The organism is Bacillus sp. AG4(2022) (genome assembly GCF_031844465.1).
Classification (GTDB): domain Bacteria; phylum Bacillota; class Bacilli; order Bacillales; family Cytobacillaceae; genus Bacillus_AB; species Bacillus_AB infantis.
This window is the reverse complement of sequence record NZ_JAUZVH010000003.1, coordinates 168,126-184,377: the sequence shown is the minus strand read 5'-3', so window position 1 is coordinate 184,377 and position 16,252 is coordinate 168,126. Positions and strand designations below refer to the sequence as shown.

Below are 16,252 nucleotides of genomic sequence, written 5' to 3'. Positions count from 1 at the left end.
AAGGTGCCAGGCACTCTCTAGTGCTATGGCGCCTTCCGAAAGTTTCGCAGCCTCCCTCTGAACGAATGGCCTTTCGGGCAAAAGCCTTCCGAGGCATTCGGAACCTCTTTCGGAACCTGTCCGCTTATTTATAAATCTCTCGGAACCCCCCTCCGAAAGCTTCGGAGGGGCATGATAAATTCTTATGTGACGCCAAAACTGCCTGTTCCGGGAAGCAAGGGGAGTCGGGAACGTGCCTGCAGTCTCAGCCTTCAGCCCATAAAAAGACCCCAGCCGCTGCCGGCCGGGGTCCTGTTATCAATCTTCGTCCTTCATGGCCGCTTTCAGCAGATCGCCGAGGCTGGTTCCGAAGGATTCTTCGTTTTTGCTGTATTTCTGCACAAGCTTGCGTTCTTCCCGCTTGTTGACAGCTTTCTTTTTATCCTGCGCCTTCTCTACAACATTGCACGGGCGGCACTGGAAGTAGGTGCCGGCCTTGCCGTTGTGGATTTCCATTTTTTTATGGCACTGCGGGCAGCGGCGGTTGGAAAGCTTCGGATCCTTGCGCTTCCGGTAGCTGCATTCCATGTCAGAGCAGACGAGCACTTTGCCGTCTTTCGTATTGCGCTCTTTCAGGAAGGAGCCGCATTCCGGGCATTTTGAGCCGGTCAGATTATGGGCTCTGTACGATTTATCGCTTGTCTTGATTTCGGATACCAGCTGCTGGGTCTGCTGGCGGATCTTTTTCAGGAATTCCTTCGGGCTCGCTTTTCCGCGCGCGATCGCTTCAAGCTCCTGCTCCCATTTGGCTGTGAGCTCAGGTGATTTCAAGTCCTCGTTCACAAGGTCCATCAGCTGCTTGCCCTTCCCTGTAGGGTGGAGGCGTCCGCCGTTCTGGCGTTCAACTGCTTCGGTCGTAAGCAGGCGTTCAATGATCTCTGCCCTTGTTGCCGGTGTCCCGAGGCTGTATTTCTCCATTTGGGATAAAATATCGGCCTCGGTATAGCGACCAGGCGGCTCAGTCAGTTTTTGCTCGGAAGAAACTGATTTTACCGTCAGGGTCTGGCCTTTTGAGAGGGAAGAGAGATTCAGCTTCAATTCCTTTTCTTCTCCCTTGCCTGTCACCTGCCGGAAGCCTTCTTCAATGACGGCGGTTTCTCTTGTTGAAAAGATTTCGCCGTTCAGATCAAAGGAAGCTTGAATGGTTTCATATTTGTACGGCTCATGGAAAAGGGCCAGGAAGCGGCGGACAATGATGTCGTACAGCTTTTTCTCATCACTGTCCAGGTCGCTCAGATGAAGGCGCTCCTCGGTCGGGATGATGGCATGGTGATCGGTCACCTTTTCATTGTTGAACACGCGCTTGGCAAGGACCTTCCCTTTTTTCGCCAGTAGCGGCTTCACTTCATCCCTGTAGCCTGAGGCGATTCCATGGAGGCGGTCCAGCATCGTTGCTTCCATATCCTTTGTCAGGTAGCGGGAATCTGTCCTTGGATAGGTGACGAGCTTGTATTGCTCATACAATCTCTGCAGGACATTGGATGTTTTTTTCGCCGAAAAACCGAAGCGCTTATTGGCATCCCGCTGCAGCTCGGTCAGATCATAAGGAAGCGGCTGCTGCTCGCTTTTTTCCTTGCGGCTGATGGACTGGATCACGGCCTTTGCTGAATCGGTTTTTGCCACGATGGCTTCGGCTGTTTCTTTAGAAAAAGTCCTTTTCTCGCCGTTCTTTTCCCAGTCTGCCTTAAACGGCCCAACCTGGGCGGAAATCGTCCAGTATTCCTTCGGGGTGAAGGATTGGATCATTTTCTCCCTTTCCATGATCAGGGCAAGCGTCGGTGTCTGCACACGCCCGGCAGACAGCGGGTCATTATATTTCGTCGTCAAGGCACGTGTCACATTCAATCCGATCAGCCAGTCCGCTTCAGCGCGGCATACCGCTGAATCGTAAAGGGCGAGGAACTGGTCCCCGGGCTTCAGGCTTTGAAAGCCTTCTTTAATCGCACGGTCTGTGACAGAGGAGATCCACAGGCGCTTGACCTGCTTTTTCCAATAAATCTTCTCAAGAATCCAGCGGGCTACCAGCTCACCTTCACGTCCGGCATCAGTCGCGATGATGATTTCATTGATGTCCTTCCGCTTGGAAAGCGTGTCGATGGCCCGGAACTGGTGGCTCGTCTGCTTCATGACCTTAAGCCCCATCCGGTCAGGGATGATCGGCAGGTCTTCCAGGTTCCAATGCTTGAATTTTGTATCATAATTCTCAGGCATTTTCAGTTCAACCAGATGGCCGAGCGCCCAAGTGACAATGTATTTATTTCCTTCTATATAAGATTTATGTGTCTGCGTACAGCCGAGCACCCGGGCAATCTCCCGGGCTACACTCGGTTTTTCCGCAAGTACGAGTGATTTCATGTAAAGCTCCTTTCAAATCTGTGCTTCCTCTATAAGTATAACGGAAACGCAGGAAAAATTGTAATGGACAAAACGGAATGGGAACCCGATAAAAAGGATATACAGTAAATATCAGTGCCTGGCACCAAAGACCCTTATAAAAAAGGGGCAGCGATGTTAAAATAATGCAGGACAGGTTGTTTTTTTTCCTGATTTTTATACTTTATAAATTAGAACAGGCAAGCTTGTTCTCCTTTTTTTAACCCAAAAACAGAACATATGTTCTAAAGATGGAGGTGGCAAAATGGAAGGCAGGGAGCCAAGTTTGGTGGTTCGTGAATTTTTGAGGCAGGAAGAGCATCAAAAGCTGTATGAGACTTATCTGGATGATCCCCATGAGAAAAATAAAGCCCGGCTCGAAGCAGCCTTTAAAAGGTACTTCAGACATATCCGCTTCGTTTCTTATTTAAATAAGACTATTTATTATGAGTCAAGGAAGTTTGACATGAAGGCGCGGGAATTGCGCGCCAGGTATCAGCTCACCCTGGATCGGCCTGCAGCAGAAGCAGAGAGCGGCGCAGAACCGCTGACACAGCTCCTCGAAGATGAGACGGCGCTCCAGCCTTTCATGGAAATCCCCTCCGGAAGGCTGGAAGATTACACAGCCGATCCCCGGCTCGCCAGAATCATCAAAGAACTGACTCCAAGGCAGCAGGAAATTCTCTTTTACGCATTTGTCCGCAGCCTCCCTGATGCCGAAACAGCCAGATTGCTCGGCATCAGCCCGCAGGCAGTATCAAAGACCAAAAATAAAGCGATTGAAACCATAAGGAGGAAATACAATGCTTGAACAGCTGAATCTTTTGCAGATCATCGGCAATTTCGGATTCCCCATTGCCATTACCATGTATTTGCTGCACCGCTATGAAAACCGGTTCGAACAGCTGAAAATGAAAATGGAGGACATTTCCCGAAGCATCGCACAGATTGAAAAAGACAAAGGGTGAAAGCATGAATTTGTCACAGCAGGAAATAGAGGAAATCATGAAGGCCATCGAGCCTAAAATCAAAAAATCCTTATACCAGACAGGCAAGGAAAACCGGGAGGACCTCGAGCAGGAGCTGCGCGAAGCCGTCCTCCGCAAGCTCCGCGACAACAAACTTGAGGAAGTTCCCGGCTTTTTCGAGATGATGGAGGGAGGGGAGAGAAGGTAGAGAAGGCAGAGAAGGTGACAGGCACCTATACCAGTTATAGACCAGTTGCAAACGGCTTGAGGTTAGCCGTTCAGGACTGCGGGTAAAGGGAAAGACAAACTTTCTGCCCGGTTTTTTTCTTCCCTGCCGCATTGAAGTGGTATAATGGCTGTAACGGCTGCGGGTGCCAGGCATGAGACTAGTGCCTGGCACCGGCGTACATATTATGTTGCTGGAGTGTGATGGAAGCCTGTGCGATTACGATTTACGAAATCTATCCCCAATCTGGTCACTCAAGGAAACCTGTACTGCGGTTTCCTCTCTATAGGATTTGCAGCGAACGGCCAATTCAAAAATGCGGCGATCCTCATTCTGATCGGCATGATGCTCGACAGCATGGACGGCAGACTTGCCCGGATGCTGAAGGCTGACAGCGCGCTCGGAAAAGAGCTCGACTCGCTCGCAGACATCGTCACTTTTGGAGTGGCGCCGTCCTTTTTAGTGTATTATACATATTTCTATCAATTCGACCTTCTTGGCCTTGCCATCGCCGGCCTTTTCCCTCTCTTCGGAGCATTTAGGCTGGCCAGGTTCAATATCAGTTCCCCAAAATCGTCCATGAATTATTTCGTCGGCGTCCCGATCACAGCCGCAGGAGGCATCATGGCACTCCTCACGCTGTTCGGGGACAAAATCCCGAATATCGTCACGACTGTCATTTTTACCGCATTATGCTTTCTAATGGTCTCGAAAATCAGGATCCCAAGCCTGAAGGAAGTCCCGCTTCCGAAATACGGCACCATCGTCACCATCTTTCTCGGCTGCCTTCTGTATCTGATCTACAAAGGGACATACGGCCAATTTCCCTACCTGATCTATATTGCAGCACCCATGTATATCGCCTATCTGGCCTATATCTTTGTAAAAGGGAAAAATAAGAAGGATATCGACTGAAAAAACCGCTGAGAAGCGGTTTTTTTGATTGGGCGGAGATTTCGAGGCGGAGGATGATCCGGTAATGTGGTTAATGAGGTGTGCGGATGAAGGGAGAGAGCTCTGGGAGGCGGGGAATCTACCGAACTAGCGAATTAATCTACCGATTGAGAGCATTAATCTACCGAATTAGCGATTAATTTAACCAATTGAGCGGATAATCTACCAACTCAGCGAAATCGGCTGCAAATTCGTGGTTTTTAACCAGTTGGAGAGCGGGAGCTGCCAAGGCTCGCGGTATTTTTATGAGTGGGGTGCTTCCATTGCGGCTATTTTAATGGTATGAGAGCGGAATCTACCGAACTAGCTAACGATTCTACCGATTGAGAGTATTAATCTACCGAACTAGCGATTAATTTAATCAATTGAGCGGATAATCTACCAACTCAATCATTCATCCACCCGAAAAGCCACAAAACAGTCCGCTGCCAAAAAACTTCACCCCGCTACCATGCTAATCATCTGCCAATCTAACATGTTAAAATATGGTAAAAATCTGTTGACATCATAAAAATTCTATTCATACAATGAAGAATAGAATAAATAAATCATAATGGATGATGCGCAATGAAGAGAAAAAACACATCAACTTATAATTTTCGAAAGAGGCTGCATGTCAAACCCCTGGTTTGATGGCAGCCTCTTCTTTATTTCGCTAATATGCTGAGGGGGAAAGATCATGATTGAATTGACAGGCAGCACATTGACATTGGAACAGGTAAAGGTAATTGTTTTTGAAAAAGAACAGGCGGCAGCATCAGCAGGTAGTATGGAGAGGGTGAAGGAAAGCCATGAGGCGGTCCGGAAGATTGTTGAAGAAGAAAGGGTCATTTATGGCATCAACACCGGCTTTGGGAAGTTCAGCGATGTGCTCATTAACCAGAAGGATGTAAAGGCGCTTCAGCTGAATCTGATCCGTTCCCATGCATGCGGGGTGGGGGAGCCTTTTCCGGAGTCTGTTTCAAGGGCGATGCTGCTGCTGAGGGCTAATGCGCTTTTGAAAGGATTTTCAGGTGTAAGGCCGGAGCTGGTTGAAAGGCTGCTGGCTTTCTTAAATGAAGAAATCCATCCTGTCATTCCGCAGCAAGGGTCGCTTGGGGCGAGCGGGGATCTTGCACCATTGTCCCATCTTGCTCTTGCTCTGATCGGTGAGGGGGAGGTTTTTTATAAAGGAAAGAGGATGCCTTCATCAGAGGCCATCGAATCTGCCGGACTCCCTCCGTTCCATCTGGAGGCGAAGGAGGGGCTTGCCCTCATCAATGGCACCCAGGCGATGACGAGCATGGGGGCGGTCGCCTATCTGGAAGCCGAGCAGCTGGCTTTTCAAAGTGAGATGATCGCTGCAATGACGATGGAGGGCCTGAACGGCATCACAGACGCATTTGATGAAAGAATCCATCAGGCCCGCGGCTACCAGCAGCAGATAGATACAGCCGCTCGGATGAGGGATTATCTGGCCGGAAGCAGGCTGACGACCGTTCAAGGTGAGCTGCGTGTCCAGGATGCCTATTCTCTCCGGTGCATCCCCCAGGTTCATGGGGCAAGCTGGCAGGCGCTCGATTATGTAAAAGAAAAATTGGAGATTGAAATGAATGCGGCGACCGATAATCCGCTGATTTTTGATGAGGGGGAAAAGGTCATTTCCGGCGGGAATTTTCATGGGCAGCCGATTGCGTTTGCGATGGATTTCATGAAAATTGCTGTTGCGGAGCTGGCCAATATTTCGGAAAGGAGAATCGAGCGGCTCGTCAATCCGCAGCTCAGTGACCTGCCTGCTTTCTTAAGTCCGGAGCCTGGCCTGCAGTCAGGTGCGATGATCATGCAATACAGTGCGGCGTCTCTGGTTTCGGAAAATAAGACGCTGGCACATCCGGCGAGCGTTGATTCTATTCCGTCCTCCGCCAACCAGGAGGATCATGTAAGCATGGGGACGATTGGATCCCGCCATGCGTGGCAGATCATCCAGAATGCGACCCGGGTGCTGGCGATCGAGCTGATCTGCGCGATGCAGGCAGCCGAGTTCAGGGGTGTTGAAAAAATGGCCCCTAAAACAAGAAAAATCTACGAAAAAGCAAGGGAAATCGTCCCATCTATTACAAAAGACAGGGTATTCTCAAAGGATATTGAAAATTGTGCGGCCTGGCTGAAGGAAGGAATAATGAAATAAGGGGAGGACTGCCTCCCCTTATGTTTAATCTTCTTCTTCGATCCGGTTTTTGAAGGCTTCCTGGACGACGATGAATTCTTCATCCTCAATCGCGTCCTTAGAGTGCCTTTCCACTAGCGTCCCCTCAGGGAATTTTCCGGGATGCCCTTTTCGTTTATGGTCAAAATGCTCTCCGCGTGACATAAGCAGATCGTCTCCTTTCATAGGTGGAAATCGGTTCTTTCCGTAGCTTTCCCGCCCCGGCCGCCGGATATGTGCGCAAAACTTGTTCAGCTTTTGCAGGAAGTGCATATCTATATTGATATATAGCAAATTAGAAAGGAGCGGTGCATATGCGGGAAGCGTTCCAGGCGGAGGATCTGGCCAAACAGCCCATGCCTTTTACAGCTTCAAAAGGGGATCCAGCCCCGCTGTTTACAGCGGATGCTGTGATTGACCAGGGAATCCAGAAGGTCAGCCTGCAGGATTTCCAGGGCCAGTGGGTGCTGCTGTTTTTTTACCCCAGTGATTTCACCTTTGTCTGACCGACAGAATTGGCGGCGGTCGCCGCTATTTACCCTTATGTAAAGAACATGAATGTGGAAGTCCTTGCCATCAGCACGGACAGCGTCTATTCCCACAAAGTGTTCAAAGAAACATCGCCTTCCCTGAAGCATGTGACCTTCCCGCTCCTGAGCGACCGGACCCACAGCATCAGCAAGGCATACCGCGTGCTTGATGAAAATTCAGGCGCATCATTCCGGGCATCTGTGTTCTTGAACCCGGAGCAGATCATCCAGGCAAAACTGATTTATCCCGGCAATATCGGCCGCAATCTCCATGAGCATGTCCGCATCCTTCAGGCCCTCCAATATGCAAAACAGACTGGCAAAGGCACACCTGCCAACTGGATGCCCGGCCAGCAGGGGATGATGAGCGACCCGAATATGATTGGGAAAATATAAATTGGAGCTGCTGGTATAGGAATGCAGCAGGGAACAGTGGTATCCAAAAAAAGAAGACCCGCCTTCCTTAAAGCGGGTCTTTCAGCTTAATATATGAACTGCGGAACGCAGGCTTCCTAGTCTTTAACCGTACTCTGCTTGGCATTCACAATCAGCGGGTTCAAGCCTGAACCTGTTCTTTTGACCTGTGTGGCGCCTTCTGTGTTCTGGCCTTCCAGATAGGAAGCATATTTTCTGTTCCAGTATTTCATGGACAGATAGATGAAGATGCCGGCAATGATCAAGATGGCAACTGTGGCTGGCCAGAAGGCTGGGGAAACGACAGCAGCTTCATAAGCAAGGCCGATTTTTGAAAAGACGATATACGTAAAAGCGACAAGCGAGAGAAGAATGATGGAAACCGGAATGACGCCCTTCCAGGGAACCATATTCACCTGGGCATCTGCACGGAAATGATAGGCAGAGGCTCTCGGCTTTATTTTTCCGATAATGATCATCATCAGGATTTCGACAGCAAACAGGATGGCATAGATATGGATAAAGTGGATTGGCACCGTATAGCCAAACAGATGGTCAGTGCCCCATACGAGCATATAATAAGCTATCACATGGAAAATGATGACCACTTTCGGTGCCAGTGCCGGAATATATTTCGAGAAAATACCGACGAGTACGATGGCGATGATCGGTATGTTGAAAAATCCAGTGAATCTTCTGATCAGGTCCCAAAGGCCGTCAGATGCGTTCATCAGCATCGGAGAGATGAATAAAGAGACAATGGCGAGAATGGTTCCGAACCATTTGCTGATGCTGATCAGCTTTTCATCACTCACATTAGGATTGATCCTTGGCTTGTAGATATCCAGTGCAAAAAGGGTGGCGGCGCTGTTCAGCAATGAATTGAAGGAGCTGAACACGGCTCCCAGCAGGACCGCAAGGAAAAATCCGGACAGATAGCCGGGCATCACATCTGAAATCAGGGTTGGGTAGGCAAGGTCGACTGATTTCAGCGAATTGCCGTAAAGATGAAAGGCGATAACGCCGGGAATCATCATAAAAACAGGGACAAGCAGCTTATAGAAGCCTGAAATCATAACACCCTTTTGGCCTTCAGCCAGGTTTTTAGCGCCTAATGTACGCTGGATGACATATTGATTAGAAGCCCAGTAGAAGAGATTGGCAAAAATCATCCCGGTAAAAATGGTGCCGAATGGAACAGAATCTTCCTTTGTCCCAATGCTGTTCAATTTTTCAGGATGCTCAGTGGCAATGGTTTTCAGGCCGCTGAAGAAATTGCCGTCACCAAGGGCGAAAAAGCCAAGAACCGGGATCAGAATACCGATGATTAAAAGGCCGATCCCGTTTAATGTATCAGAAACAGCAACAGCCTTCAGTCCGCCGAAGATGGCGTAAATGGCTCCGATGATGCCGATGATCCAGATGACGAGCCAAACAGAAGATTGGTATGTAATGCCCAACAGGGACGGCACATCAAACAGCTGCAGCACAGCCAATGCCCCCGAATAAAGCATGGATGGAATAGTAACAAGGATATAGCCAAGCATGAACAGGATGACGGTGTAGCGCCTCACCCCTTCATCAAAGCGCTTGCTTAAAAATTCAGGCAGTGTCGTGAAGTTTCCGCCCAAATACTTTGGCAGCAGATAAACAGCCATGAAGATGATGGCAAAAGCAGCGGTAACTTCCCAGGCCATATTGCTCAAATTGGTCCGGTAGGCCTGTCCATTCAGGCCGATCAGCTGCTCAGCCGACAGGTTTGTCAATAATAGCGATCCGGCGATGAAGCCCCCTGTCAGTCCCCTCCCTGCCAGGAAATATCCTGTAGAATCGCTGACTGCCCCTTTCGTTTTTACATACGAAATCCAGGCAACGATCGCCATAAAAAAGGCGCAGGATATTAAAGTGAAAGCAATTCCCCCAGTAAACATAGGTGCACTTCCTTTTCTCTTTTTTGTTCGTTTAATAACCTGAAATGGCACATTTCAAACCTTTTGCTCTAGTGGGATATAATGCCATCAGCTTTCAAATAGAGAGAAAGGCATTTATAATAAAGGAAAGGATTGAAAGGAGGCCGCAGATGGACTTTTTTGGAATCATTTCAGAGGATCGGATCAAGAAAGGCTATAAAGAAGGCGAATTTGAAAACCTTCCCGGCTTTGGAAAACCGCTTCCGCATGATGAGCTCTCCCATGTTCCTGACGATTTGCGCATGGCTTACAGAATGATGAAAAATGCAGGCTATACAGAAGAAGACAATGCTGTGAAGCAGGAAATGGCCACCATCGAGGATCTTATAAAAAAATGCGAAGACCCTGCAGAAAAGAAAGATCTTCAGAAGCAGCTGAACCAGAAGCTGCTGAAATTCAACAGCATGATGTCTCAAAGGCGGGCAAGCACAAACTCCTCGATATTTAAAAACTATGAAGATAAAATTCATCATAAATTAGTTGATTGAAAGCTCCTGTGTCAGGGGCTTTTTTCTTTTAAAATCACCCTGCACGAATAGCATGAGGAAATTCTCCCCTTTTTGGTTAGAATGTTTTGCCGAAATTCAGAGTTGGGAATTGACTGGAATAGAATAAAAATGGGAGGGATGGTCCGTGTATTTATCTATTGCAATCAAGCTCCTGCTGGGACTGATATCCCTGCTGGTTATCATGCGGGTGCTGGGAAAAAAGGAGATGGCACAGGCAACTCCATTCGATTTTATTTATGCATTGGTCCTTGGAGGGATTCTTGAGGAAGGTTTGTACGACAGCAAAGTCTCTATTTTACATATTCTGTTCACCTTCGCCGTCTGGGCTGTCCTCATCTATGCGATTGAAATTCTCGTCCAGCGGAAGGATAATCTTCGGGCACCCATCAAAGGGCAGCCCGCCCTCCTTATTGAGAACGGCAATATTAATATTAAAGCGATGGATAAAAACCATATGGAACTGGAGCAGCTGCTCTCGATGCTCAGGGGCAAGGGGGTGTTTTCACTTCGTGATGTGAAGTATGCCATCCTGGAAACAGGAGGAACGCTCAGCGTCATGAAGAACGCTGAGATAGAGCCGCCGACAGCTAAAATGATGGATATAAAGCCGCCTTCCAAGGAGATTAGCATTCTGCTGATCGATGAAGGAGCCATAGAAAAGGAAAATCTTAATTTTGCAGGGAAAACCACTGATTGGCTTCTCTCGGAAATTGAAAAGCTGGGGTACGAAAGAGCAGAAGATATTTATTATGCAGAATGGAATAAAGAGGACGGTTTTTATATCAAAGGCTATGATGAAGAAAGAGAAACAGCCAAATAGCAGGTATATGGACCTGGTTATTGTGGCGATTTTATTTTAAAAGTAAAAGAATTGCAGATTAATATTAGGAATGTCCTAAATAAATGAGGGTCCCTGTCGAAATAAATAGAAATAGACATTTTATTAAGACAGGTGACGTATATGGATAAATCATCATTAATTGGGGTTATTCTGGCAATCATTGGCGTAGGGGTCGGTATGGTGTTGAAAGGGGTGCATCCTTCAGCATTGGTGAACCCGGCTGCCATCCTGATCATCATCGTTGGAACTATAGCCGCAGTTACCATCGCTTTTCCAATGAATGAGCTGAAAAAGGTGCCAAAGCTTTTCGGTATATTATTCAAAGAAAGAAAACAAATGGTGCCGGCAGAACTGATCAGAATGTTTTCAGAGTGGGCACAGCTGGCGAGGAAGGAAGGCCTTCTTGCACTGGAAGCCAAAACAAACGAGATTGAAGACCCTTTCCTGAAAAACGGCCTCTCGCTCGCAGTGGATGGTCAAAGTGCCGATTATATCAGGGATGTACTCTCTGAAGAGATCGAGTCAATGGAAGAAAGGCATCTTTCAGGAGCAGCCATTTTCACACAGGCCGGTACATATGCACCGACACTTGGTGTGCTTGGTGCGGTTGTCGGACTGATTGCCGCCCTGGGGGATATGACGAACACCGACGCGCTCGGACATGCCATCAGTGCAGCCTTTGTGGCAACACTGCTTGGGATTTTCACTGGATACGTGCTTTGGCATCCTTTTGCCAACAAACTGAAGCGCAAATCAAAGCAGGAGTCAAAGCTGAAATATATGATGATCGAGGGGGTCCTCTCCATCCTGGAAGGAGAGGCACCGCGCGTCATCGAGCAAAAGCTGGCATCTTATCTGCCTTCAGGGGAAAGGAAGCAATTCCTCGAGGAAAGCGAAGTGAAGGCAAATGAGTAAGCGGAAGAAAAAGGAGCATCATGAGGAGCATGTTGACGAGTCCTGGCTGATTCCCTATGCTGACATCCTGACGCTCCTGCTTGCCCTTTTCATCGTCCTGTTTGCGATGAGCTCAGTGGATGCCCGGAAATTCGAGGCCCTGTCAAAGGCCTTCAATGATGCATTCAATGGCGGGACCGGCTTCTTCGACTTCCCGAGCCCGATGCCGGATGGCGCCATGCAGTCAGCCGACAAGGCCGATACCGAAAACAAAGACGAAGTAGAAAAGGCTTCTGCTGCCGGCACTTTAGAAGAAGGCCAGAACGATATGGAAGCAGAAGGCAAAATCCAGAAACTCACAGACAAGCAGGAACTCAAGGAAGTCGAAGAAAAGGTGAAAACCTATATTCAAAACAATGGCCTCACAGACAAGCTTGAGACCTCTCTGACAGATGAAGGACTGCTTGTAACGATCCGGGACAACGTCTTTTTCGCTTCCGGAAGCGCTGAAGTAAGATCCGGCGAATTGACGATCGCCGACGAAATCGGTGAATTGCTCGTCATGGACCCGCCGCGCAATATCATCATCAGCGGACATACTGACAATATGCCGATCAAAAACTCCGAGTTTGAATCCAACTGGGAATTAAGCGTCATGAGAGCCGTAAACTTCATGAAAATCCTGCTGCATAACAAAGACCTGGACGCCCGGGCCTTCAGTGCGAAAGGATTCGGCGAATTCCAGCCGGCCGCCTCCAATGACACAAAAGAAGGCCGTGACAAAAACAGGCGGGTTGAAATTTTAATATTGCCGAGAACATAAGCCGAGCCGGAATGGTTCGGTTTTTTTATATAAATTTATATAGTGTATCTGCTCTTGCTTTGATAAAATTTAGAAATCACAAAATTTACTAAAAGAAGGCTATGAAAATGACCAGACTGAAGTTATATGCTAAGCAGTTCCATCCAGTGGTATGGGTCCTTCTGGGAGGGACGGTACTGGCAAGAGGCGCTTCCTTTATGACGCTGCCCTTCCTCGCCATTTACCTTTCCAGTACAATGGACCTCCACCCGCTTTTGATCGGCCTGACCATTGGGATCAGTCCGCTGACCGGGACCATTGGCGGCTTTGTAGGCGGCTATCTTTCGGACAGATTTGGCCGAAAGCCCGTCATGCTGAGTGCCCTGATGATGTGGTGCCTCGTTTTTTACGGGTTTGCCCTGGCTGATTCACCGGCCTTATTTGTCATATTGAATGCGTTAAACGGCTTGTGCAGCTCCTTTTTTGAGCCGACCTCTCAGGCGCTTATAGCGGACCTGACAGACAAGAAATACCGGATGAAGGCCTTTTCGCTCCGCTATACCGCCATCAATGTCGGTGCATCTGCCGGCCCGCTGCTTGGCGCCTATCTGGCTGCTGTTTCCGCAGACAGCACGTTTGTGATAACCGGGACGATCTATCTGCTGTATGGAATATTCCTGGCAGTATTTTTGGCCAGATATAAGATTAAAAAAACAGCAGATCCCGCCAAGAAGGGGGCGACCTTCAAGGAGTCGATCCGTGTGGTCAGACGGGACAAAGCACTGCTCTTCCTGATACTGGGAAGCATTCTGATCAATTTCGGCTATGCCCAGATTGACTCAACCCTCCCGCAATTTTTGGAAAACGAACTGGCCAATGGCATAGTTGTATACTCAAGCCTGCTTTCCATCAATGCTGTGATGGTGGTGATCCTGCAGCTGCCGATCAGCTCTTTTGCTGAAAAATTCCAGCCGCTGCAGGTAATGATGTGCGGCTCTGTCCTTCTATCGCTCGGACTGGTATGCTTCAGCTTTACAAACGGCTGGATCATTGGCATCCTGGCCATGCTCATCGTTACAATCGGAGAAATTCTGATCTTTCCTTCCAGCAGCATCATGATTGACCAGCTGGCAGATGATACGAACAGAGGAACCTACTTTGGGGCCAGCCAATTCCGGAAAATCGGCCATTTCGCAGGCCCGATCCTCGGCGGCTTCCTGCTCGGCCAGACCGGAGGGCAGATTGCCTTCTGGATGATCGCGGGGCTGTCATTGGGCAGTATCGTCTTTTACAGGATGGGGAATCTGGTGACAGTGAAGGCGGGAGTGCGGAGTGTGGAAGGGTAGGGTGTTTTGTAATGGGTGAGGTGCTGGGGGAGGAGCAGCTGGCAAAGCACGGAGTCGCAAATATATTGGGGAAACTCGCAAATAAAGTCGGAGAGTCGCAAATATAATGGAAAACTCGCAAATAAACCGGAAAACTCGCAAATAAGAGCCGCGGGCCGGTTTTTGCAGAGTTGCTAATAAAAGCTGGAAGTAGCTAATATACTGGAAAAGTTGCTAATAAAATGAAAAAGTTGCTAATAAAAGCTGGAAGTAGCTAATATACTGGAAAAGTTGCTAATAAAATGAAAAAGTTGCTAATAAAAGTGGGAACTTGCTAATAAAACGAAAAACTTGCTAATAACCGCAAAATGAGCTGCCCAATGAACGTTTAAAGCTGACCATTAGCCCAAAAACCGCAACTAAACGCCCAAATTCCATCCCCAAACACAAAAACAGGACCCTCCAGCCGGGGGTCCTGTTCAATATTACATAGAAATATTAACTTCTGACTGCATTTCTTCTTTGGCTGCTGCTGTTTTTTTCCCATGAAGGATGTAGTAGAGCCCAAGGCCGATCAGTGAGACCAAAACTAGCACCATGTATAGTTTGGCAAATCCTGTGTAGACGGCGACGATGCCGAGTACATAGGAGCCGAGGCCGATGCCGGAGTCGAACATCGTAAAGAATGTGGAGGTGGCCAGCCCTCTTTTGGCAGGGTCGGCATTTTTAATGGCAACGGTCTGCATGCTTGGCACAATGGTGCCGTAGCCCAGGCCGATCACAGCGCCGGCAAGCAGGAACAGGAAGCTGTTGTCTGCAAGGCTGAGCAGGAACAAACCGGCGGCAAATAAGACGATTGCCGGATAGATGACCCTGTTTTCACCGTACAGGTCAAACCAGCGGCCTGTGAACGGGCGTGAAATCAGGATGAAGGCTGCATAGACGACAAAGAAAAAGGACGCCGCCTGCATTAGTCCGAGCTCCTTGGCATACACCGAAATGAAGGATAATACACCTGAATAGGCAAACGCGAGCGTGCCGGCTGCAATGGAAACCGGAACGGCATTTTTTTCAAACAGGCTTGAAAAAGCGAATGAAGGCTGCTTTGTTTTTTCGCCAGTGTTTTCCGGGATGCTGATGATAGATGACAGCACCAGAGCCAGGACGGCAAGCACCATACATAGAACAAAAATCCAGCTGTATGCGGCATACTGAATGATGGTCAGCCCTGTGAAAGGCCCGATAACCATGGCAAGGTTCATGAACATGGCATAATAGCCAAGCCCTTCGCCGCGCCTTTCAGCCGGTACGATATCAGCGACAATGGCACCAGTGGCCGTTGTAGCCATTCCGAAGCCCGCGCCATGCAGGAAGCGGACTGCCAAAAGCATAGGCAGGCTGTCTGCCGTAAAGTAAAGTGCGGAAGCAATTGTAAAAATAACCATCGAAATCATCAGGATTTTCTTGCGGCCGATTTCATCAATCCATTTTCCTGTAAAAGGCCGGGAAATGACGGCGGCGATCAGGAATACCGAAATGATGAGGCCGACCTGTGATTCACTTCCTTTTAAATCATCGAGAATGTAAATGGGAAGAGTGGTGAGCAATATATAAAACCCGATAAATAAGAAAAAACTAGTAATAGAAACGCCTAAAAAGTCCTTTGTCCAAAGGGGTTGTTTCTTCATGATTGTCCTCCTTGATGTCATGTTTACTGAGAGTCTGTGAAGTAGTGAGAAGAAAAACGGAAGGCCTTGCGGGGCTGATCAACGTCCGGAATTTTGCTTCATTTTTTGCATGACTGATATGGCAGCCATTAATTCTTCTTCAGAAATATCCTCCAGCATTTTTTGTTCATATCCTTCTACGGCGGCCAGCCAATCTGGATATTGAGTGAGGGCTGCATCTGTGAGCAGAATCTTTTTTTCACGCTTGTCTTTCCCCGGCACCCTGCTGATCCAGCCTGATTTTTCAAGGCGAAGGAGGGCTCTTGTCATGGTCGGGGCCTCAACGCTGAGATAGGTGGAAAGCTCAACCTGTGTGCTGGAGCCTGTTGTTTTCAGCCTGTAGATGATCGGCCATTGTGCGGCATAAAGTCCCATAGGGGTAAGCACATCGTTCAGGCCCTTGGAGAACTGCCGGGTACATTGGTTGAAGCTGTGAAAAAAAGGATCCATTTTATTCATATACTATCACCCGTTTCAATTAGTTGCCTAGCTAAC

16 protein-coding genes are annotated in these 16,252 nt (G+C 48.4%); 11 read left to right on the top strand and 5 right to left on the bottom strand.

The annotated features are described in order from the left end of the window. Positions 1 to 297: 297 nt before the first annotated feature. Entirely contained in the window at positions 298 to 2,394 is a 2,097-nt protein-coding gene (locus tag Q9R36_RS09770) for a DNA topoisomerase III (RefSeq protein WP_022543364.1), read from the bottom strand. A gap of 283 nt (positions 2,395 to 2,677) precedes the next feature. On the opposite strand from Q9R36_RS09770, the gene Q9R36_RS09765 reads away from it, so the two are divergent. The 5 genes from Q9R36_RS09765 to hutH all read left to right on the top strand — a co-directional run bounded on the left by Q9R36_RS09765 (position 2,678) and on the right by hutH (position 6,727). Next, positions 2,678 to 3,223, top strand: coding sequence for a sigma factor-like helix-turn-helix DNA-binding protein (locus Q9R36_RS09765; protein WP_101551177.1), 546 nt, complete (start codon positions 2,678 to 2,680; stop codon positions 3,221 to 3,223). Continuing rightward, the gene (locus Q9R36_RS09760) at positions 3,216 to 3,380 is read left to right on the top strand and encodes a YvrJ family protein (RefSeq protein ID WP_101551179.1); all 165 of its coding nucleotides are present in this window, start codon (positions 3,216 to 3,218) and stop codon (positions 3,378 to 3,380) included. Before Q9R36_RS09765 ends, Q9R36_RS09760 begins: the two co-directional genes overlap by 8 nt. Positions 3,381 to 3,384: 4 nt before the next feature. Further along, positions 3,385 to 3,588, top strand: coding sequence for a hypothetical protein (locus Q9R36_RS09755; protein ID WP_035401818.1), 204 nt, complete (start codon positions 3,385 to 3,387; stop codon positions 3,586 to 3,588). A gap of 231 nt (positions 3,589 to 3,819) precedes the next feature. After that, complete coding sequence (gene pssA / locus Q9R36_RS09750; protein ID WP_022543365.1) at positions 3,820 to 4,521, top strand: CDP-diacylglycerol--serine O-phosphatidyltransferase; 702 nt, start codon at positions 3,820 to 3,822, stop codon at positions 4,519 to 4,521. 718 nt (positions 4,522 to 5,239) lie between these two features. Further along, entirely contained in the window at positions 5,240 to 6,727 is a 1,488-nt protein-coding gene (hutH, locus tag Q9R36_RS09745; RefSeq protein WP_253616256.1) for a histidine ammonia-lyase, read from the top strand. A gap of 24 nt (positions 6,728 to 6,751) precedes the next feature. Here hutH and Q9R36_RS09740 read toward each other — a convergent pair whose 3' ends face one another. After that, positions 6,752 to 6,910 (bottom strand): hypothetical protein, encoded by a 159-nt coding sequence (locus Q9R36_RS09740; protein WP_022543366.1) that lies wholly within the window; start codon positions 6,908 to 6,910, stop codon positions 6,752 to 6,754. A gap of 191 nt (positions 6,911 to 7,101) precedes the next feature. On the opposite strand from Q9R36_RS09740, the gene Q9R36_RS09735 reads away from it, so the two are divergent. Continuing rightward, positions 7,102 to 7,671 carry a peroxiredoxin gene (locus Q9R36_RS09735; RefSeq protein ID WP_224951416.1) on the top strand — a complete coding sequence of 190 codons (570 nt, stop codon included), beginning with the start codon at positions 7,102 to 7,104 and terminating at the stop codon, positions 7,669 to 7,671. A gap of 116 nt (positions 7,672 to 7,787) precedes the next feature. Here the strand turns inward: Q9R36_RS09735 and Q9R36_RS09730 are convergent, their stop codons facing one another. Beyond that, positions 7,788 to 9,620, bottom strand: a complete 1,833-nt coding sequence (locus Q9R36_RS09730; protein WP_009792163.1) for a solute:sodium symporter family transporter — start codon at positions 9,618 to 9,620, stop codon at positions 7,788 to 7,790. Positions 9,621 to 9,769: 149 nt separating this feature from the next. Here Q9R36_RS09730 and Q9R36_RS09725 point away from each other — a divergent pair, with 149 nt between their 5' ends. The 5 genes from Q9R36_RS09725 to Q9R36_RS09705 all read left to right on the top strand — a co-directional run bounded on the left by Q9R36_RS09725 (position 9,770) and on the right by Q9R36_RS09705 (position 14,051). Then, positions 9,770 to 10,147 (top strand): DnaJ family domain-containing protein, encoded by a 378-nt coding sequence (locus tag Q9R36_RS09725; protein ID WP_311225042.1) that lies wholly within the window; start codon positions 9,770 to 9,772, stop codon positions 10,145 to 10,147. Positions 10,148 to 10,292: 145 nt separating this feature from the next. Next, positions 10,293 to 10,988: a DUF421 domain-containing protein gene (locus Q9R36_RS09720; protein WP_311225041.1), complete on the top strand. Its 696-nt coding sequence runs from the start codon at positions 10,293 to 10,295 to the stop codon at positions 10,986 to 10,988. Between the two features lie 141 nt (positions 10,989 to 11,129). Then, a complete protein-coding gene (gene motA, locus Q9R36_RS09715) occupies positions 11,130 to 11,924 on the top strand; it encodes a flagellar motor stator protein MotA (RefSeq protein WP_009792160.1) in 795 nt (264 codons plus the stop codon). Continuing rightward, the gene (motB, locus tag Q9R36_RS09710; RefSeq protein ID WP_009792159.1) at positions 11,917 to 12,726 is read left to right on the top strand and encodes a flagellar motor protein MotB; all 810 of its coding nucleotides are present in this window, start codon (positions 11,917 to 11,919) and stop codon (positions 12,724 to 12,726) included. Before motA ends, motB begins: the two co-directional genes overlap by 8 nt. A gap of 107 nt (positions 12,727 to 12,833) precedes the next feature. Beyond that, positions 12,834 to 14,051: an MDR family MFS transporter gene (locus tag Q9R36_RS09705; RefSeq protein ID WP_311225040.1), complete on the top strand. Its 1,218-nt coding sequence runs from the start codon at positions 12,834 to 12,836 to the stop codon at positions 14,049 to 14,051. Positions 14,052 to 14,515: 464 nt separating this feature from the next. Here the strand turns inward: Q9R36_RS09705 and Q9R36_RS09700 are convergent, their stop codons facing one another. Together Q9R36_RS09700 and Q9R36_RS09695 are read right to left on the bottom strand one after the other, a co-directional pair. Next, complete coding sequence (locus tag Q9R36_RS09700; protein WP_311225039.1) at positions 14,516 to 15,718, bottom strand: MFS transporter; 1,203 nt, start codon at positions 15,716 to 15,718, stop codon at positions 14,516 to 14,518. 78 nt (positions 15,719 to 15,796) lie between these two features. Further along, positions 15,797 to 16,216 (bottom strand): MarR family winged helix-turn-helix transcriptional regulator, encoded by a 420-nt coding sequence (locus Q9R36_RS09695; protein WP_311225038.1) that lies wholly within the window; start codon positions 16,214 to 16,216, stop codon positions 15,797 to 15,799. Positions 16,217 to 16,252 lie beyond the last annotated feature (36 nt).